This window comes from Undibacterium cyanobacteriorum, assembly GCF_031326225.1.
Lineage (GTDB): Bacteria > Pseudomonadota > Gammaproteobacteria > Burkholderiales > Burkholderiaceae_D > Undibacterium > Undibacterium cyanobacteriorum.
In genome coordinates, this window is the sequence record NZ_CP133720.1 from 3,767,831 (window position 1) to 3,787,685 (window position 19,855).

The following is a 19,855-nucleotide window of genomic DNA, read 5'->3' on the forward strand; positions in this document are numbered from 1 at the left end:
AACCATCCAATGCCCAACCAAGCAAAGGATTGCGGCAATGATTTCTTAGCGATAGATAATGTCACTCCGCAGCACAAGTTTCACGCCGCGTTCGACTTCAACACCTTGATGCCAAAGCTGATGTTCGAATAGGATTGCGCTTCCTTTTTTGGGGCTCACTTTCACATTCCCCTGCCGAAACAAGGTCTCACCACCGATGCACCCCTCATTCAAATAGATCAAAAAGGTGAAGAGCGTTTCATCGCCATCGACTTGTTGTCGGCCATCTTTATGCATATTAAATTTTTGGCCGGGTTGATATTTGTAGAACCTAAAATTTGACGACAGTCCAACGGCATGTTTTCCTTCAAAAGAGGGCAAGGAAAGCGTCGACAAGCGTTGCCAATAAAGTTCTGCGTGTTCATCCGACCGATAGTCGACTCGTTCGTTATTGCGGATGCTCGTCATCATCTCTCTGCCGGTCTTTGTTTGCACATCGGCTTCTTTGAATCCTATCGATTCACTTAATTCGATCAACAAATCGCATTCTTCATTGGAGAGAAATGAAGGGATCTCGAAAATGTTTTGTTCTAGCTTGACTAAATTCATAAGAGGCACTTTAGCGAATCAGTGATTTCAACAACGGCATGAGATTGAACCGATGAATGTCTGCGCGATTTAACGCTTACGAATGGAATACGGCGCAGCGAATTGGCGCGCCGTTTTGCCTTGATCGTCAAACTCGTCCTGCTAGATTCCTTGCTGCGAAAAACCTATTTCTTCAACATTCTCTGCATTCAGTAAATCCTGAAAAAAGTCCTTCGATTTGGCAGACTCAAACTTAAATAAAGCCAGAAAGAATATGTGGAGTAGCGTAAGCATGGCGAGTGAAGACAATAAGGACAGCCGCTTTTCAGTACCAATCTCCCCGAGTGATGTCATGACAGGTACGAGCGCCGCCAAGAAAGAGATCGCGATACTGCCCAGAAAAAGAACCATAAACGCGATGACCCAAGCGTCTGGTCGCATCGTCAGATTTATCGTACAGCCTTGCGATTCGACTTGAACATCACCGACTATTTTTGGTCGAAAAGGATTTCGATATTGAAGAATGCGCGAAGCATCAAAACGCGCCCCTTCAATCTTGCCTTCATAAGGCTTACTACTTTTTTCTAAAAATCTAAAGTAACGTCGTGGCTCAATGACTTTATCTAATCTTTGAAGCACTTCCGCACTGCTTAAATGTGATTTTATTTTGATCTTTTCGTAGGGCAAAAACTTCATTTTGTTTTATCTCTTTCTTGTTGGAGTAGGTTTTTCTTCAGTTGACGGAAGCCATTGGAGATCCATTAAAACATTTATCTTCTTGATTTCGTATCTTGTGAATTCAAATGATCAGGGTCGTTGAGTTCAAGCACCGTGTCATCGCACATTGGCGCTGTTAGTATGTCCCGCTGCATCATCAGTTCTACACAAACACAATCCAAGCTGCAACCACAGACCAGAGACAAATTCCAACAACGATGACGCCGATCGAAAGTGCCGTCCGCGATTCTCTGGTTGCGAACAAAGTTCGTGCAGCAAACCAAACGAGCGGCGGAACACCAATCAATGTCAGCCCGGCTAAAGCGAACACGCTCAGAAGAATAAGTCCGGTGAACATTGTGTCCGGCCCTGGCGCTAGGAACTTATCTGTCAGGAATAGCACTGCAAGGCAAACTCCTATCAATACTTCGCCGAACAGAAGAAATGAAACGGCGCGGGATTTGGTATTCATTTTTTTCAGACTCCTAATGATCGGGCTAACGCAGAGTTAGCTGAGCGACGACGGGTGGAAGCCTTGCCCGCGAGGTACAGGATTGACAGTGAGCGTCTGCAAACAATCTGGTCAGCCATTGGCGCTCCGGTTAAACGACTCGTTAGGCATCACTAAGGTATCCACGCAGAAGTGCGCTTTCCCAGTCCTTCTGCCCGGCGCGTCGTGCCAGGTCGGCAACAACTTTGACGTTGTAGCGAACGGCAAAGTGAGCGGCAATCCATCCACCTGCTGACCGCTCAGCGATTGCATAGTGTGCGTCGGGAGTACCGCGTTGCATGACGTATGGTTCTGGGTGGTCATCGGCGTATGCCTGCAGCCCGACACTGCCAGGGTTGACGATGAGTTGACCCGACGTCAGTCGGACTGACCTTGGCACGTGGCTATGACCACAGGCCACCAATGACGCCTGGACCAGCCCGAGTCGGTCTAGTACATCCCCGCGCTGCGCCAGCGAAAGCAGCCCGTCTCGTGGTGTTTCGAGGAAGTGCTCGCAGTCGCTGCGCGGCGTGCCATGGCAGACGAAGATGTCGCTATGAACGGTGGCGGTATGCGTGAGAGACCGCATCCACTGAAGCTCGGAGTCGGTCAACTGCGAGCGAGCGTAAGCGTCGGATGCCCCGCCTCCGCGGCTGTCGTACGCAAGCACTTGGCGTTCATGGTTCCCTGCCAAGACCTTCCAGCCGGAATCCATCAGGAACTGTGCCGTCTCGAGTGGCAACAGTGGGCCGGAAATGTTATCTCCCAAGCAAACAACTTCGTCTACTCCGCGGAGGCGGATGTCAGCAGCAACAGCTTCAAGGGCTGGAAGGTTTCCGTGGATATCAGAGAGTAGTGCGACGCGCATAGTGGATATGTGACTCTTAACGTTGAAGGTAAGGGGTGGCCCGCTTGCGGGACATCCAGCGGAAGCCGAAGGCTATAGTGGCCTTGACCGGAATGCTAGGCGGCAGTGACATTGTTGGCGACAAACATTTCGACGAACTGCATGGGTGCCAGCGTGACGCCATTTTGTTTTGCGATAGCTTGGTTTTTGGTCCACATGGATTGGACAGACTCGCGAATATTGGGAGGGAATTGAAGTTGTGAAATAACGATTTCTTCCCACGACCCAGAGCAGGCATACGCTTCTTGAAACCTGGGTGTCATTTGCACAAGAAGTGCTTCTTGCGATGGATCTAGCTCACCGATGGCTTTCAATACGAATGAGTCGACGAGTTTGAGAAATGGTTTTCCCGCATAACGGTCAACTGGCTGAGATTTTTTGCCGAAGCCGAAAAGGCCCATGAATGACTCCTAACGTGCGTGCTCAGCGGCGCCGGTAGGCTTCCGCTGGAGCTGAAGGTAAGCCGAAAACGACGCCGTGAATTTGAAACTCAAGATAAATCTCCACGCTCTTTCAAAATTTCGCGATAAGCCACCGCAGCCTCTTTGACCAAGGAACCTTGACTTTGCCGTCGGCGGATTTCTTCCGTCGCAAGCAACCGGAATCGTACTTTGAACTCCTCAACTTTCGCGAAGTATTTTTCTTGTTTCGGCATCGATTCGAAAATGGCTAACTAGATACAGACAACAAAATGACGCTTAACAAAAGACGCTGACGCAAAACATTGAGCATATCATCCTCAAAAAAATCGCCAAAGAAGACGTATTAAAATTTTCGAGAAATGCGTCACTAAAAACTGGCATTCTACGCAACTCAATTTCACAACACAATCAAGCATTTTCTAAAGTTTTACTGCATCAAAATTCATGCAGTTCAGCTATCAGCGCTCCGTCCGTTGTGCCGAATAAAACCATTCATTTCCCATCACTGCATGCCATCGTTAAGCACGCCACTCCCATACCTCACCCGCATCAGCATCTTCTGCCAACCCGATAATGGAAAAGCCAAGCCCCTTGAGAATCCTCGTGGATGGATTCTCTTCCTTCAGTGTAAACGCTTTAATTCCAATGCGTGGATTTGTTGCGCGAGCGAGTTCCATCAGCGATGCCGCAGTTTGTGTCGCGTACCCCTGCCCTTGTTCCTCCTCAAGAGTGAAGTACGCAATCTCCACGAAGCCGTCCGTGGGCGCGCCAACGAATGCTCCGCCACCAACTCCTCGTCCGTTCACAACTGCAATGTAGCCTATCCACGGCGGCTCAAAGCCGACGCGTCGGTAGAGATCAGAAGTAGCTCGACAATTCGCAGCGAGTGCCTCCGGCAAATCAGAGACAAGCTCGATGGGTGTGCCGTCCCGATCACATGGTATAAGGGAAAATGTCATGATGGCCTAACATTGAATTGCGCTGCGCGCACAAGATAAAAATAGTGTTGAAAAATCTCGAACCCATTCCACCGCGATCCGTTTTTTGTATTCGTTAGCTCATTCATACCTGCACCGGAAACCGTCCTAATGACTCTCGTGTGAAGCAAAGCAGAACAAAGCATGACGGCTTTGCTAGGCTTTTTCGTTGTCGACAATTTTTTGAATAAACATTCCCAAACCAACTCCAACAAGCGCTACTGCGAAGCCAATACAGCTACCGACAAAAAGAGCGATTGGCCACATCGATGCCCCACCACCTTGATAAGCCATAAAAAACTCTGCATATAAAATAAATGCAGGCATCACCATGCTAGCAATCAGCAGAGACAAGCGAGATTTTTTGGTCTTTAAATACACAACGAGGGCAACTAACAACGTTAAACCTATTGCGATGTTTGCTTCCATTTATGACCGCCTGTCAGTTGAATTATGGTTTTTTAAAAAAAGCTGCACATTTCGAACTGCCAGTTTAGCCTAAGGTGGAGTTAAAAAGCTGATTTGTTGGTAACTTTGGAAGTGGTCCCGTGTAAGACATTGCAAACGCCATATTATGTGTCTTCCCCGATATAAATTGCACGCCATGGGATTGGTATCTGGTAGACCCAACCAAATGCCTCGATCACTTGTTGCGCAAGCTCTCTCACTTTTATCCAATAATCACTTGAATACAGATGTTGAGTATCAAGATAGAGCTCAGCAAAAGCTTCTCCTGAGTGCGACAAAATATAGGCATCGAGTTGTTGAATGGTAGCCAGTTGAAGTTGAGTAAAACTCACCATATCTACTTTGTTGCGCCACTCATCGAACTCAAGTACAAGCTCATCACCTTTCGCCGCGACATTTGGGAAAAGCGCTTCTTGTATATGCGCCTCAGAGGCAAGTGCAAATATCACGTTTTGAAAGTCTGACATGCTAATAAAAACAGAGAGCGCTTAAATTGAAACGCATCGCATAGCGACATCCGATGTTTACCGAAGCAAAGCATAAATTCGATTGAATTACTAGACATTGAAAGCCCAAGAACTGAGGTCATCTTTAGATACAACCGTTCCCCAACCGTCGCTACCTGCATGCTGTAATCGTATTGCATTTGCCAAAACCACAGCAGGACTTAAGCCTGCCAATAGTGCACATCGCATCAACCAATTCTGCACTTCCTCTGGTTTCCACGCTGTCCAGAACTGTGAAGCCGACACTTCTCTCGCGGCATCAACCAAAGCAAGCAACTTGGAATCGCCGCAGAGTGATTCAGAAAGCGGATCTCCAAGACCCGTAATTTCTAGGGTGGTACTTTGATCTTCCCAATGAGGCAAAGAAACCGCCGACGCAAGACTCTCCAGATGGTCGCAAAACAAAGAGAGCGCTTCATAAGTGATGTGATGCGTCATCACGTAGTGCCGCACACATCGCGCTGCACACCAGCTAGCTGCTCTAATTGAAGGCTGGAGCATAGATATGACCTTTAGATTTGGCGACACCGAAGCACAAATCTACGTGCCATGAAATCGCCGAACACTCAACCTGTATTGGCGTTTTGGTGGAAAGACCCATTGGGCTAGGTGCAGCCACTATCACAGAAGATTTACTCATAATCTTCGAGCCGCGTTGGGTAGCCGGCTTTTATTAATTTCCCCTTGAATCTCACATGCCAGTCAGGATCGAATTCGCGACATGCGTGTATTTGAATGCCGCCCTCAACGTAATCCACTGTGATAGGCAGAAGATCATCCGTTGGTTTGGCAAGCAAGTCGATTACGTGACCGGGGCCCAAGATCACCTCCTCCGGATTCATTTCCAAGTAAAGATGCACATCCGTCTTGGTATCGTTTCTAAATGAAAAGACGATGAGATATTCGGATAGCTTCATGGGGAAATCTAAAATCGGTTTGGAGGGTGACTGGCGAGAGACGTCAAGTTATTCTAAGCAGCAATGAAAGGATAGAGATGCACAAATTTTGGCAACTCACTACTTGGCTTTAGTCGTATATATTCCATAGGGGCATGCCGTCTACCGCGAACGCTAAGGTGGAATCAATCGCAAAGCGATTGAGCTGTCTGCTTGGGCGAATTGTCAGGGGCAAGTCCGCCAAACACGCGATACAGCCAGACCGTGACGACAAGTGCGAACAGATTGACGCCGATGCTCCATGGCGTGCCTTCTTGCATAAGCGAATAATTGAAGGAACTCCCAAGCATCATATTGCCGCTGATTCTCGATGGCCAGAACTGGTAGGTTACCGTAGCGTTGAATCCGCTTGCGAGGAGGTAACCAAGTATCGGTGAGCCGAACGTTGGCACCTGGAGAGCCCAATATTTGAGCAAGGGCCTCAACGCCCGATCATCGCCCTCTAGGAATTTGGTACCAGACCAAACGCCCCACGCATAGATGGCAATGAATGCCAAGCAGAAAATCCACTCAATCGGGTTGCTCCGAGAAAGAATTAATTGCAAACCCGCAGCGACACCAATCGCGCCGCCGCCAATGCTGAGGATTCCAATTCCACGTCGCTGCCACAACTCCATGCTCCGCCTCCAAACGCTAAACTCAACTGTAATGTGTAAATTGACTCTTTCGAAAACCCTTGCGCAACAAAACCACACAACTGCGGCCTAAAAAACTGTCCAGCGCACCTAGTGCGCGGCACTTGTGCGACTTGCTAAACCCCAGCTGCCAATTGGTTTTGTAGTTTATTAAGTGCGTGCAAAACTGCCTGACGATTTTTTTCTAGCTTAACCCATTTGGGCAATCGATTTACCATTGACCATTTTGAATTAGCTGGCGATGGCCTATTAGTTGCCTCAATGTATTCCGCAATATCGCTTGCATGCGCAGGACTAAACACAGCAAAACTTTGCCCTCTGACTGAAGTTTGTAGCAAGAGTGTATAACCAAAATACGGCTCTATACCGCTTGATGGATTATGCGAAACCGTGGATGCGAAACCGTCGAAACCGTGGACACCCATTTCAAATGCACGACAAAAAATAAGCGAGTGCTCATCTCGCTTATGTCAGCATTTTCACACAAAATTCAATCAATACCAACGGCCTTATTGGTTTATACGTCCTGTGCATCGCACTTAGAGAAAAATTTCAATTCTCCTGATCACATTTTTGGGTTCGAGATCAATCAATGAACAAATGCAAGTGCCGACAGCTTCAGGTGCAAACCGGTATCGCAACGCCAACCACACAGCGTTTCTTTAGGTGGCCAGCATAGGCACGTAGGCGCTCCACCTGTGCGATCGCTGTACCACGCGTCATCGCTTTTGCGCGTGTGGTCTTGATAAATTCTTCTGGGGTAAAACCAAGGCGATTCAAGATCGGAGGAACTCGTTGCGACATTGCATGTTTTTTGTCACTGCGTACGATACGCGCCGCCCAATCGACCAGCTCGATGTAATCACGCACGGTGCATGGTAGGCCATGAGCTGGTGCAACGCTCATGGTATTTCCGAAAGGATGGAGCGGGATTTTGTTCTGTTTTGCGAGAGTTGCGGATGTTGTTGATTGCTGCTGTTTTGTCTTGGGCTTTTTGAGATCTCGCAAGCGCTGTTGAATGGAGGTGTAATCTGAATTCTCAGGAAGATCGGCAATGCCTGCACGTATCGGATTGAGATCAACATAGGCGCAACAGGCGAGCAAACCAGCTTCATCTAAGATGGCTTGGCTCTTAAAACGACCTTCCCAAAACCGGCCAGTGCATTGATCTTCTGCATTCGCGCGGCGTGCGATCGATTCATTCAAACAGCGCATGAACCAAGAAATGTCGTACAAGCGAGCGCGTAATTGTTCGACCAACTCATCCGCAACGCGCCCTGTCGCGGCATCCTGATGTTTGCCTTGCATGAGCTGATCAAGAATGTAGGGCAAATTAAACAAACGAGCCCAGCGTGCCAGCACTTCGGTTTGACTCATTTGCTCCGCACGTTCGCGATCGACATGCAGCACGACATGGTAATGGTTGGACATCACTGCATAAGCGCAAACCGACATTGAGAACACTTCCGACAACTCAGCCAAGCGTTCAACCACCCAAGCTTTACGATGGGAGAAATCACGCCCAGAGAAATGATCTTTACCCCACAAGAAAGCGCGACGAACACAACGCCCTATGCAGTGATAGTACGGTGTTGCTTCGAGCGAGACATAACGACTACGCGCCATCGGCATTTGCCACCTCTTTCGTTTGAGAAGAAAAAGCATTGGCTTTAGCTTAGGTGAGTAGTGATTAAAAAGCAAGAAAAAATAATAATTTATTGCTTTTTGGAGTGGGTGTCTGCTGATTCCTGGCCTGAGAATTGACCGCTGGCGCGCCACACGTGGCGCAGAACTGGTCCGAGGCACGTACCGGGTGACCTGCAGGGCACTTCCTGCCCAACAGCAGCGCAGGCTTGCCGCGGATTGTAAGTGAAACGGCAAACCCGATGCCGTACAGAGCCAGCCATGCTGCTGAAAATGTCCGGAGCTTGGCTGCGCTAATAACCTCGCCTACGACGTAAGAGTTTGAGCCCGTTCCGGACGCTGCAATTGCTATAACGAGCATGTAGACAAACAGCCCAATTACCAACGCCCGGACCCACCAGACAGCTTGAGTGAGCAGAAACTTAAAGGCCTGCGCTTCGCCGGTTGCCTGTCCGACCCGGATGATCAAGAACGTGGCTGCAAGGAACGTGATGCCCATCCCGCCCGTAACGACCTCAAAGGTTGCATTGCTGAATGGAACGACGCCTAGCCAGGCAGCCACGTGAGACACGGCAGCGACCGCAAGGCCAGCCGCCGACAGTACGAATAGCGGGACTACGAGCGCGATCATTGTTCCTCCAGCGCCTAACGAAGCTGTATAAAAACCCAAAAACTAAGCAACACATGTGCTGGCGTCTCTGAATTCTTCACAAGATTAGTAAAATTTAATTTCATAAGCAGCAATGTGCCATAAATCGTCTGTCTGAGGCAAGCATAGGGGCGATTTGTGCTTTCTTCTCGACCTCTTCGCTCACATCGCATATCGGTGATGCGCTAATTTCTCGATGTTATGCACGAGGCAGTACAGGTGCCATTGAGTATCCACTTTTTTTTGCCCATGCAGCGTAAAGCGTTCAAGCTAACACTTAGACAATCTACGAAGCTGGGCACTGAAAGTGCAAGGTCGAACTAATCACAACAAAGCGGCCTGCGCACTAGCCAACAAACTTGCCCGCATTTGTTATGCAACGTTGCGTGACGGCGAGGACTACGGAACCGTGCAACGCATGAATAAAAAATTAGAAAGGACTTCGTATGCATTGCCAGCCTAAATCAACAGTTAAGAATTGAGAGCAAGATTTCCCACCAGCCTTTGCGTAGAGATTAATCACCCATCATGGCACAACGGAACGCAACCAGATCATTGAACGCCGATAACTCTTCCGGCAGCTTCACGCCTGCCGCTTGTAGCGAGTGGCGCAATGATCACGCAGATTCCATGTCGGCACGGAACACAATAGATTCCACATTAGATGCCGGATATACGACTGCAGGATTATTCCATGTGCTAAAACTATTGATTAATTTCTTGTACTTTGGGGGAGTCCATATAGGAGGGGTTAGGCCTCGCGACATATCTGCGGCGTAAGAGTTTCGTCTTCATCGAGCTACCGGGGCATTGAACGTGAGGGCATACATGCTCGCCCCCACAAAGAGCTTATTGCCACCGAAGTCTTGATCATCGGACAAGGACTTATCGAACTCGCGATCTGCACCGAAGAAAATGGATAGCTCCCTTCCGACTATCGGCACCACAGCGTTCATGCATTCTCCGATCGCTGAGATGTGAGCATTGTCTTCATCAAGCCAAATTCGAACGCCAATCACCGTCTTGGATCTGTTCCGTAGCCAATCATAGAAGCCGAGCCAATCTCCAAGACCAGCATCATTCAGGTTCGAGTCGTCGACCTGAATCATTGCCTCTGGGACTTCTTCGATTGAGGTGACCTTCGGTGGAGCATCCCGTGTAAGAACGACGAGAAGATATCCATCGCTAGGAACGACTCTATTCAGGTGCACTTCGCGATTCATGAGGCTTAACGCAACGGTGAGCGGATGGCCGCGCCCACGATTAATAAATACTGAACCACATCATGGCCAGTCCGATCGACCATCCTGTTAGCACCAATCAATGAGTGTTTCTTTCCCATTGTCTACCTCAAGAAAAACTTCAGAGTATGGATTCACATTTGGGAAATCTATGCCAGGATCGCATCTAATCAGATTAACGATACGGCCAGATAAAAATCTAGCAAACTCAGCGCTTGATTTCCAATCATCAGCATTTTTAAGCAAAACGCTTAAAAAATCATCTTCAACTTTCTCAGTAAAGATAAGTTTAATATTCTCAGTCACATACAAACTAATGCCGTCACCCAATTTAGAGTCAAAACTAAATACACCAAAATGGTCTACCAAAATTTGTAGGATGGGTTGTATTTCTCCATCTTTGATATAGACCTCAATGTCGGTATGGTTCACAATGCTAACACCGACCATAACATCCCCTTAAGAACTGCATCAACACTGACATCACACGAAAAAACCGGCAAAGGAGCACGTATTAAAATTTCCGAGAGATGCGTCATCCAAAATTTGCATTCTACGCAAACAATTTAGGCAACACAATCTGTGAGGTCACCAACTTCCTCACGACACAATCAACGATCACGCTGCAAACGATCCGTCCGCCGCGCCAAATAAAACCATTCACTTCCCACTGCGGCATGTGTATCGGGGAAGACGATGTAGCCGTCAATGTCGGCTAACACTGCACTACCATCAGCACGGGTGCCGATGTGGTCGCCTGCTTTCAAGGCATCAAAACTGCGCCAGTCGCGGCAGAATTGGTCGTTTTCGTGGAGGCGGTCGACCACGTGGTAGAGGCTCAGCATTTCTGCTTGGGCTCTGGCTTGGCTGAGATCGGTCGCGTGCTCGTAATTGAGCAGGCCGAGATGGTGTAAGGCGTTGCGGATGGCGCGGTACGCGACTTCAGGGGCTTGTGGGTCGCGGTGTGAGCCGCATTCTAAGGTGAGTGCGTAGCCGCCAATCGAACGCATGTATTCGGTGGTGCCGACGCCGAATTTCCAGTCGTCGTTTTTGCCTTGGCGGCTTAACCAACTGCTGTACGTGCTGAGCCAACCATCGACATAGCGTTGCACACCGAGGCATAAGGCAAAGGCTTCTTCGGCACGCGCATGGCGAAAGGGTTCGATCGGTCCTTCATTGTTTTCAGGGCCCATCATGGCGAAGGCTTGGCCGGCATCGCGGAATGAATGCAAGTCGAGCAGCACTTCGTGTTGCGCCATCAACGGGCAGAGCCAGTTCGCAACTTGATCTTCAAATTCTTTGACTTCGGTGACGGGTTGCAGGAGTCGATTGAGATTGCGATCACCAAAGCGCGTGCGTTGGGCGTAAGCCTTCACATTGGTCACCGGGACAAAACTCACATGTCCGCGTTGTAGCACCAATGTGCCCTCGCTTAATTCGGCGATGATACGGCGGATGGCGACGGTGCCGCAGGTTTCGTCCCCATGCACTGCCCCCGTGATCAAGACCTTGGGGCCCGCTTGCAGGGCTGTGAATTGAGTGCATTGGAATTGCAAAGAGGCGGGGGTGATTGTGGTGGACATCGCTAACTCGTCGAAACTCGTTCAAAAAAGCCGCATTATTTGCAAGATTAACAAAGGCAAACGCAGCGAATTCGAAGATAATACCACGCAGGTTCAGCCGCTCTTGCTGAGTGCCATTCAATCACATGGTGCACTGTAGCAAAAACGAACAACATCATCTCGACAGAAATAGAGGAAGCCCTTTGGATTTAGCAACAAGCACAGCGCCGCACGTCAGCAAACCGCGTCTTTGCCTCGGCATCGATATGGGCGGTAGCCAAACCCGTTGGGCTGCTTTGATGGCGGATGGCGATGCACGAGATGGCTGCGAGAGGCAGAATGAGCGGCAAGAGCAGCAGCAAAAACCCTACGTGCTCGCTGAAGGTGTGACCCACGGTAGTACGGCGCTGCATTTGCAGAATCCAGAAGTACAAGGCAGCTTGCTGAGTTTGTTCACAGAAATCGCACGCCAGTTGTGGGCGCAAGTACCGCTCGACAATGAGGCTGGCGCGCAGGCATCCGCGCTCCACATTTGCGCAGGCATCACTGGTTTACTCGGTGCTGATCAACAACTGATCGTGCGCCAATTATTGCAACAAGCTTTTGCTTGTCCGCTGGAACACATTCGTGCCAATAACGATATCGAGATCGCTTATTACAATGCCTTCGAGGCTGGCGTCGGTTATTTGATTTATGCGGGCACTGGTTCGATTGGTGCTTTTATCGACCGCGACCAACAACTGCATCGCGTTGGTGGCCATGGTTATATTTTGGATGATGCAGGTGGTGGTTATTGGATTGCGCGTGAAGCCTTGAAACACATTTGGCGCCGTGAAGATGAACAGCCCGGATGTTGGCAACAATCGACCATGGCGCAAGCCGTGTTCGAACAAATTGGTGGCCATGATTGGGCAAGCTCACGCCAGTTTCTGTATCAAGGCAGCCGTGGTCAGGTTGGGCGCTTAGCGCTGGCCGTTGCCGCGTGTGCCGATGAAGACCGCGATGCAGCGGGCATTTTGCAACGCGCTGGCATGGAGTTAGCGCGCCTAGCCGATCTGCTGACGCGACGTTTTGGTCGCCGCGACTTAGCCCTCGCCGGCCGCATCCGCGAATTACACCCCATCATTGCCCGCAGTTTTGAACAGCATCTTCCTGCTGAAACCACAGTCCATTATCCTAGCAATGCAGCGCACCATGCCGCTGCGCATTTAGCTTTACGAGACGCTTTTTTATGATGATTTCTTCCTTTACCCGGGCCGCGCCCGCACTACGTCGCACCACACGATCTTGCTTATTGATCGGGGTCTTGGCACTCAGTAGTTTGCTCAGTGCTTGCGTTAGCACGGGCTTTAATCTGAATCAAATCGATACTCGCGTCAGCGCCAAAGCACAAGAGAGCCGCGTACGCTTTTTGATTTTGCATTACACCGCGCTCGATCATGACAAGTCGCTCAAGGTCTTGAGTGAACAAGCGGTCAGCGCCCACTATTTGGTCAGTAATGAAGACAAACCACGCGTCTATCAATTGGTCGATGAAAACAAGATGGCGTATCACGCTGGCCTCAGTAGCTGGAAGAACTATACCGCCTTGAATGCCAGTTCGATTGGCATCGAGATCGTCAACTTCGGCTTCGAGGAAACGCCTGACGGCAAACGCTTCTTTGCTTTCCCATCGCAACAAATCGATGCCGTCATCATGCTCGCCAAAGATATCGCGGCGCGCCATCAAATCAAACCAGAGTTTGTACTCGGTCATTCGGACATCGCACCACAACGCAAGAGCGACCCTGGCCCTTACTTCCCATGGAAACGTTTTGCTGAGGCGGGATTGATTTTGTGGCCCGACGAACAATTAGTGGCGCAACAGAAAGCACTCTTCGAAGCACAACTTCCTGATGTCACGTGGATGCAAAAGAAACTGGCGGAATTTGGCTACGCTACACCGCAAACCGGCAAGCTCGATCCAGAAACCAAGAACGTGATCACAGCTTTCCAAATGCGTTATCGCCCTAATCTGTTTGATGGCAATATCGATGCGGAGACCGCCGCCATGCTAGAGGTGTTGACGCGCAAAGCGCCGCAGCCGGCGAGCACAGCGGGAGCGAAGCCATGAGCACAAAGCAAACAGAGCAAGCTGCGCTAGTTACGAAATCGCGCCACGGTTTGTGGTGGGTGCCGAGCTTGGCTTTTCTCGGGGCGATTCCTTTTATCGTGGCACAAAGCTTGTCGAGCGTACTGTATAAAAATCTCGGTGTCTCGAATGCCGAAATTACTTTCTATACCAGCTTGCTGTACTTGCCTTGGGTGATCAAACCCTTGTGGTCACCGCTGGTGGATATTTTTAAGACCAAACGCTTTTGGGTCATCCTCACGCAGATGTTGATCGGTGCCAGCTTATTCGCCTTGTCACTGAGCCTACACACTTCGCATTTTTTCTTTATCAGCTTAGCCGTGTTGTGGTTGATCGCATTCGCCTCGTCCACTCATGATGTGGCTGCAGATGGTTTTTATATGCTCGGTTTGGCACCGTCTGAACGCGCCAGCTTTATCGGTGTGCGGAGCATGTTTTATCGTATCGCGAATGTCATCGGCGGTGGCATTCCGACCTTGGCCTCTGATAGTTTATTCACTTATACCGGCAGTTGGGCGGCAACCTGGACCATCGTGTTTCAAGTGCTGGCTTTTATCTTGATCGCCTTAGCCTTGTATCATTTGTGGGCCTTACCGAAACCGGCTGACGATAAGAGCATCCTAGAAGTGCACGGTAAACAAGTCAGCCTTGACGAAGTCATGCGCGAATTTTTTGCTACCTTCCGTGCCTTCTTCGCTAAGAAAGACATCGGCATCGCGCTCGCGTTTATTTTGCTGTTCCGTTTGGGCGAATCACAAGCGTTGAAAGTGGTGAGTTTGTTTATGCTTGATCCGCGCGCGAAAGGCGGTCTGGGATTGTCGAATCACGATTTTGGCTTGGCCTATAGCATCGTCGGCATCAGCTTCTTGACGCTTGGTGGTTTGCTCGGCGGCTGGTTAATTTCGCGGTTTGGTTTGCGCAAAATGTTATGGCCAATGATGGCGGCGGTGCATCTACCGAATCTTGCTTTTCTGTTTTTGGCCTATGCGCAACCTGAGAGTTTAAGCGTCATTGCCGCTGCGCTGGCAGTCGAGCAATTTGGGTATGGTTTTGGCTTTACAGCCTTCTTAATGATCTTGATGATGATCGCCGACGGCCCACTCAAAACCTCACACTATGCCTTGTGCACGGGCTTCATGGCGGCAGGCATGATGATTCCGGGTATGTTTAGCGGCATGCTGTCGAACTACTTTGGCTATCCCCATTTCTTCCTGTGGGTTTGTGTGTGCACCATCCCAGGCTTTATATTGACGGCGTGGATTAAAGTGGATGCCGACTACGGCAAAAAAGAAACACAGTAAATCCTTAAAACAAAAGTCAGATCAGAACAAAACCAACAATTCTTAAAAGACGACACCATGGCACTCAATTACATCTGGATCGGTTTCTTCATCGTCGGCTTCATCGCTGCCTTGGCTCAATGGCTGTTCTTTGGTGACACCGAAGTCTTCAAGCGCATCATGGACGGCACTTTCGATTCGGCGCGCGTCGGCGTAATGGAAATTGCCTTGCCTCTCGCAGGCGTGATGACGCTGTGGCTGGGCATTATGAATATCGGTGAGAAAGCGGGTGCGATCGACTGGCTCGCCAAGATCATCGCGCCCTTCTTTCAGCGTATTTTCCCCGGCGTGCCGAAAGATCATCCGGCCAATGGTCATATGGTGATGAATTTCTCGGCGAATCTTTTAGGTCTCGATAATGCGGCGACGCCATTTGGATTAAAAGCCATGGAGAGCTTGCAAACCCTCAATCCCAATAAGGATGAAGCCAGCGATGCGCAGATTATGTTTTTGGTGTTGCATACCTCGGGACTGACTTTAATTCCCCTCGCGATCATGGCGCAACGCGCAGTGTTGGGGGCGGCAGATCCTTCGGATATTTTTATTCCTTGTATGATCGCGACCTATGTCGCCACCATGGTCGGCCTCGTGGCGGTCGCAATTCGCCAGCGAATCAATTTGCTCAATCGTGTTGTCATGGGATGGCTAGGCGGCATTACTGGCTTCATTATTTTCTTGGTGTGGTACCTCAGCCAATGTCTCACGCGTACCGAGCTAGAGGTATTTTCAAAACTGACAGCGAATCTTCTACTGTTCTCCATCATCATCGCGTTCTTAGTCGGCGGTATGCGCAAGAAAGTGAACGTGTATGAAGCCTTCATCGAGGGAGCTAAAGGCGGCATCACGACTTCGATCACCATCATGCCTTACTTGGTTGGCATGTTGGTCGCCATCGGTGTGTTACGCAATTCTGGCGTGCTGGGTATGATTGTGTCAGGCTTCACATGGTTCTTTACGCAGCTCGGCATCAACACTGACTTCACTGCGGCACTCCCGACCGCCTTAATGAAGCCACTCAGCGGCAGTGGCTCACGCGCCATGATGGTCGACGCCATGAAGACCTATGGTCCTGATTCTTTCGTAGGCAGACTGTCTTGCATCTTCCAAGGATCTGCTGACACGACGTTCTATATCGTGGCTTTGTATTTTGGATCAGTGGGCATCCGCAAAACGCGTTATGCGATTTCTTTGGGGTTATTGGCGGATTTGGCAGGGGTAATCGCGGCGATCTTTGTGGCTTATTTGTTTTTTCATTGAGGTTTGATTGACGCGGTTGCTTGAGATGAAAAGCCCAAGGTCTCGTACGACACTCAAATGCAGATCGTTGGGCTTCGTAGGTTGGGCTGAAAAGCCCAACGTTTTGTAGCTCAATTCAAATCATATTGTTGGGCTTCGCTTTGCTCAGCCCAACCTACGGTTATCGTTCCTGCGCAGGCTGAAGTTCATTGTCGTTGACTCGTACTCCATTCAAACCCATCCCCACCCTAACCCTCCCCTTGAAAGGGAGGGGACTGGTTCTTTGCTTATCAGGATTTGATGGCTTGGATTCTTTTATCGTTGATTCACGACACTGGATTCCCGTCCTCGATTCACTCTTTCGAGGAAAGGCTCTGCGCGGGAATGACGGGTTCTCGTTTGTTTTCTCCTTTCCTTTCAAGGGGAAGGTTGGGATGGGGATGGGTTTGTTTTTGAGATTCTTTTGAGATTCTTTTGAGATTCTTTTGAGATTCTTTTGGGACTCAAGATCTTGTTTATGTTCACTGAACCTTCTCTGGTCGGGGGTGGCCCGACTGCCAGTTACCTTTTTTGCTTCGCCAAAAAAGGTAACCCAAAAAAGGCGACGCAGGCGCAGCTGCCCTTCGGGTTCCCAATTGGGCGAGCGAAAAATGGGGCGACGCAGAAACTCGCTTCGCTCAAACATCTGCGCCGCTTAATCCCATTTTGCGCTCACCCAATTGGCATCTGCACATGCGGCAACAGCAAAACATACATACTCAACCGTCGCCTAGACTTCAGACGACTGTGGTGTTCCACTGATGCTCCTTCCCTTTCAAGGGGAAGGTTGGGATGGGTTTGGTTTTGAGATTCTTTTAAGATTCTTTTCGGACTCAAGATCTTGTTTATGTTCACTGAACCTTCTCTGGTCGGGGGTGGCCCGACGGCCAGTTACCTTTTTTTTGCTTCGCCAAAAAAGGTAACCCAAAAAAGGCGACCGCAGGCGCAGCCTCCACCGCGCTGCTTGCAAGCAGCTTAGATATTGATGGCGCAAAGCATGCTTTGCGAAACCCCATCAATCTCCCTTCGGGTCCCAAATGCTGCGAGTCAGAAAATGGGAAAGCGTTGAAACTCGCCTTACGGCTCAAACAGCAATGCTTTCTTGTTCCATTTTCTACCCCGCATCATTGGCGGCTCAAGAGCGGAACGGCGAAAAGCGTGCGCTGAACCGGCAGTCATTCATCAGATGGTGCGATGTAGGAGTTGTTTGTGTTTTTTGTTTTTGTTTTTGTTTTTGCATTGACTTTGGCTTTTTGCAGTTGATTTTGACCTTCACCCACTTCTGACACTGCCAATTGTGCGAGGCAGAAATGGGATTAAGAGAGTCAGCTGTTTGAGCCGCAGGCGAGTTTCTGACTCTCCCCATTTTTGCCTCGCTCAATTGGGAAGCCGAAGGCCAGTGGCAGCGTGGTCGCCTTTTTTCGGTTACCTTTTTTGGCGAGACAAAAAAGGTAACTAGCTGTCGGGCTACCCCCGACCTGCAAACTCGAAGAGCGACCAAATCCGAAAAGAATGAAACATAAAAAGACGCTGGATTCCCGCCTCCGCGGGAATGACAGTCGTAGGTTGGGCTGGCAAGCCCAACGTCTTGTAGCTCAACTCAAAGCACATTGTTGAGCATCGCTTTGCTTTGTTCAGCCCAACCTACGCGATCTAATGGCTATGCCGAATGACATGATCACTCCACCGCAATCGAACTCCGCCCACTCTCCTCACCATAACGATTGACACTCGATACCACGACCTGCTTAATCCGATTGCCTTTGTTGTCGAGATCCGCTTTGATGGTAGTTTGTGCGGCGTCTTGTACGCTGAATTGCCAGCCACTTTCGCTGCGTTTCCAAATCGCTAGTTGAACAACGCCGCTCGCATCGCCGTTCCATGAGACCTGTACCGACCTACTCTCTTTGATCGGGTTCAAAACCGGGCGTGGGGTGAGTTGCGTTTGCGGGTTAAGCCAAGGAAAAGCTGGCACTAAAGCAGGCGCGATGTATTTCTCATTGGCTAAACGTGAACGCACTTGTTTGCGGTCTTGGGCCAAGGCGACGAAACTGAAATGACTGTGGCCCGCATTCGGATTGTTACGTGTGACGTCAACTTGTTTGAGAATTTCTTCACTACTCCAGCTCGCTTCGCTATTGTCGATACGGCTGGTATATAAGCCGGGCCAGATCGGACGCTGCATCGTGTTTTGGGCGTGCCAATATTGATTCAAAACGGGAAACGACTGTGCGCTTTGATGAATAGGCCAGTACAGTTGCGGTACTAAATAATCGAGCCAGCCGTTCTGTAGCCACAATTCGACATCAGCATACAATTTATCAAACTGACTAAAACCCGTAATTCCAGCCGGTAAGCGATCGGGACGACCAATACCGAAAGGACTAATGCCAAATTTCACCCACGGCTTGATCTGATGCACCGCGTAATAAATATTCTCAACCAAATGATTCACATGCTGACGACGCCAGTCGGCACGCGATAAAGCGCCACCGCTTTGTTGATAAGCGCGCCAAGCATTGGTATCGGGAAAATCGATCTCTTGACCAGCGCTGTTCTTAATAGGGTAGGGATAGAAATAATCATCGATATGTACACCATCGATGTCATAACGTTGCACGACATCACGGATCACAGCGAGTGTATGTTGCGCAGCGATAGGTTCAGCGGGGTCCATCCATTGCAAATCACCGTAGGTACGCACAACTTGCGGTGCGCGTTTCGCAATATGGGTGGCAGCATTCGGCGTACGCATCGATGGTGTGCGGGCGCGATACGGGTTGAACCACGCATGCAATTGAATCCCGCGTTTATGTGCTTGCTCTATCCAGAACTGTAGAGGATCGTAGTAGGGATTCGGAGCTCGCCCTTGTTCGCCAGTCAAAAACTCCGACCACGGTTCCAAAGTCGAAGGATAAATGGCATCACCACTGGGGCGTACTTGCAAGATCAGTGCATTCAATTTGAGTTGAACCGCCATCTCCAAGATTTGGAGGATCTCGGCCTGCTGCTTTTCGCTACTCAAATCGCGTCGGCTGGGCCAATCGATATTGGCGACGGTCGACACCCAAGCCGCGCGAAATTCACGCGGTGCCGCTGGCGGCATATCGTCTTTGGCTGACGCCAAGGCCCCACCGACCGCCAAAGGATTAACGACCGGTTTCAAGACGATGCCGGGGTCTACTTTTTCATTGGCAGACTTCAGTGCATCACTCTGTGCCGCTTCATTCGTTTGGGTTGATGTTGGCGTTTGGGTTGGTACTTGCGGTGCTGTGCTACAAGCAGCAAGCACCAACAACATCGCTGCTAAACCAAGCTGCGAGCGACGCTGTGGCAAAATGCGAGAAATGGTTTGCTTCAACATCGCC

The 19,855-nt window shown here is 49.8% G+C and carries 23 protein-coding genes; 4 read left to right on the plus strand and 19 right to left on the minus strand.

Annotated features, from left to right (window positions below):
• Window positions 1-45: 45 nt before the first annotated feature.
• The 18 genes from RF679_RS15660 to RF679_RS15745 form a co-directional block, all read right to left on the minus strand.
• A complete protein-coding gene (locus tag RF679_RS15660) occupies window positions 46-588 on the minus strand; it encodes a 2OG-Fe(II) oxygenase (RefSeq protein ID WP_309481563.1) in 543 nt (180 codons plus the stop codon).
• 141 nt (window positions 589-729) lie between these two features.
• Window positions 730-1,263, minus strand: coding sequence for a hypothetical protein (locus tag RF679_RS15665; protein ID WP_309481564.1), 534 nt, complete (start codon window positions 1,261-1,263; stop codon window positions 730-732).
• A 184-nt stretch (window positions 1,264-1,447) separates the two neighbouring features.
• Entirely contained in the window at window positions 1,448-1,756 is a 309-nt protein-coding gene (locus RF679_RS15670) for a hypothetical protein (protein ID WP_309481565.1), read from the minus strand.
• A 142-nt stretch (window positions 1,757-1,898) separates the two neighbouring features.
• Window positions 1,899-2,642 carry a metallophosphoesterase family protein gene (locus RF679_RS15675; protein ID WP_309481566.1) on the minus strand — a complete coding sequence of 248 codons (744 nt, stop codon included), beginning with the start codon at window positions 2,640-2,642 and terminating at the stop codon, window positions 1,899-1,901.
• A 95-nt stretch (window positions 2,643-2,737) separates the two neighbouring features.
• Entirely contained in the window at window positions 2,738-3,082 is a 345-nt protein-coding gene (locus RF679_RS15680) for a hypothetical protein (RefSeq protein WP_309481567.1), read from the minus strand.
• Between the two features lie 89 nt (window positions 3,083-3,171).
• The gene (locus RF679_RS15685; RefSeq protein ID WP_309481568.1) at window positions 3,172-3,336 is read right to left on the minus strand and encodes a hypothetical protein; all 165 of its coding nucleotides are present in this window, start codon (window positions 3,334-3,336) and stop codon (window positions 3,172-3,174) included.
• A 285-nt stretch (window positions 3,337-3,621) separates the two neighbouring features.
• Complete coding sequence (locus RF679_RS15690) at window positions 3,622-4,062, minus strand: GNAT family N-acetyltransferase (protein ID WP_309481569.1); 441 nt, start codon at window positions 4,060-4,062, stop codon at window positions 3,622-3,624.
• Window positions 4,063-4,236: 174 nt separating this feature from the next.
• Window positions 4,237-4,509 (minus strand): hypothetical protein, encoded by a 273-nt coding sequence (locus RF679_RS15695; protein ID WP_309481570.1) that lies wholly within the window; start codon window positions 4,507-4,509, stop codon window positions 4,237-4,239.
• Window positions 4,510-4,652: 143 nt separating this feature from the next.
• Window positions 4,653-5,015 (minus strand): hypothetical protein, encoded by a 363-nt coding sequence (locus RF679_RS15700; protein WP_309481571.1) that lies wholly within the window; start codon window positions 5,013-5,015, stop codon window positions 4,653-4,655.
• 90 nt (window positions 5,016-5,105) lie between these two features.
• Entirely contained in the window at window positions 5,106-5,492 is a 387-nt protein-coding gene (locus RF679_RS15705; protein ID WP_309481572.1) for a hypothetical protein, read from the minus strand.
• Window positions 5,493-5,686: 194 nt separating this feature from the next.
• Window positions 5,687-5,971, minus strand: coding sequence for a hypothetical protein (locus tag RF679_RS15710; RefSeq protein WP_309481573.1), 285 nt, complete (start codon window positions 5,969-5,971; stop codon window positions 5,687-5,689).
• 164 nt (window positions 5,972-6,135) lie between these two features.
• Entirely contained in the window at window positions 6,136-6,627 is a 492-nt protein-coding gene (locus RF679_RS15715; RefSeq protein ID WP_309481574.1) for a hypothetical protein, read from the minus strand.
• Between the two features lie 636 nt (window positions 6,628-7,263).
• Window positions 7,264-8,277 carry a transposase gene (locus RF679_RS15720; RefSeq protein WP_309481575.1) on the minus strand — a complete coding sequence of 338 codons (1,014 nt, stop codon included), beginning with the start codon at window positions 8,275-8,277 and terminating at the stop codon, window positions 7,264-7,266.
• Window positions 8,278-8,335: 58 nt separating this feature from the next.
• Window positions 8,336-8,920 (minus strand): zinc ribbon domain-containing protein, encoded by a 585-nt coding sequence (locus RF679_RS15725; RefSeq protein WP_309481576.1) that lies wholly within the window; start codon window positions 8,918-8,920, stop codon window positions 8,336-8,338.
• A 180-nt stretch (window positions 8,921-9,100) separates the two neighbouring features.
• The gene (locus tag RF679_RS18940) at window positions 9,101-9,175 is read right to left on the minus strand and encodes a hypothetical protein (RefSeq protein WP_373921786.1); all 75 of its coding nucleotides are present in this window, start codon (window positions 9,173-9,175) and stop codon (window positions 9,101-9,103) included.
• 554 nt (window positions 9,176-9,729) lie between these two features.
• Window positions 9,730-10,149: a hypothetical protein gene (locus tag RF679_RS15735; protein ID WP_309481577.1), complete on the minus strand. Its 420-nt coding sequence runs from the start codon at window positions 10,147-10,149 to the stop codon at window positions 9,730-9,732.
• Between the two features lie 99 nt (window positions 10,150-10,248).
• Window positions 10,249-10,629, minus strand: coding sequence for a hypothetical protein (locus RF679_RS15740; protein ID WP_309481578.1), 381 nt, complete (start codon window positions 10,627-10,629; stop codon window positions 10,249-10,251).
• 161 nt (window positions 10,630-10,790) lie between these two features.
• A complete protein-coding gene (locus RF679_RS15745; protein ID WP_309481579.1) occupies window positions 10,791-11,762 on the minus strand; it encodes a M14 family metallopeptidase in 972 nt (323 codons plus the stop codon).
• A gap of 182 nt (window positions 11,763-11,944) precedes the next feature.
• Here RF679_RS15745 and RF679_RS15750 point away from each other — a divergent pair, with 182 nt between their 5' ends.
• From RF679_RS15750 to RF679_RS15765, 4 genes are read left to right on the plus strand one after another with little or no spacing between them, the layout of a single operon-like run.
• Window positions 11,945-12,976 (plus strand): N-acetylglucosamine kinase, encoded by a 1,032-nt coding sequence (locus RF679_RS15750; RefSeq protein WP_309481580.1) that lies wholly within the window; start codon window positions 11,945-11,947, stop codon window positions 12,974-12,976.
• Window positions 12,976-13,854, plus strand: a complete 879-nt coding sequence (locus tag RF679_RS15755) for an N-acetylmuramoyl-L-alanine amidase (RefSeq protein ID WP_373921787.1) — start codon at window positions 12,976-12,978, stop codon at window positions 13,852-13,854. The genes RF679_RS15750 and RF679_RS15755 overlap by 1 nt, the downstream gene beginning before the upstream one ends.
• Entirely contained in the window at window positions 13,851-15,173 is a 1,323-nt protein-coding gene (locus RF679_RS15760; protein WP_309481582.1) for an MFS transporter, read from the plus strand. Before RF679_RS15755 ends, RF679_RS15760 begins: the two co-directional genes overlap by 4 nt.
• A 57-nt stretch (window positions 15,174-15,230) precedes the next feature.
• A complete protein-coding gene (locus RF679_RS15765) occupies window positions 15,231-16,469 on the plus strand; it encodes a nucleoside recognition domain-containing protein (RefSeq protein ID WP_309481583.1) in 1,239 nt (412 codons plus the stop codon).
• A 1,696-nt stretch (window positions 16,470-18,165) separates the two neighbouring features.
• On the opposite strand, the gene RF679_RS15770 is transcribed toward RF679_RS15765, so the two are convergent.
• Window positions 18,166-19,851, minus strand: coding sequence for a glycoside hydrolase family 10-like protein (locus RF679_RS15770; protein WP_309481584.1), 1,686 nt, complete (start codon window positions 19,849-19,851; stop codon window positions 18,166-18,168).
• Window positions 19,852-19,855: the final 4 nt, after the last annotated feature.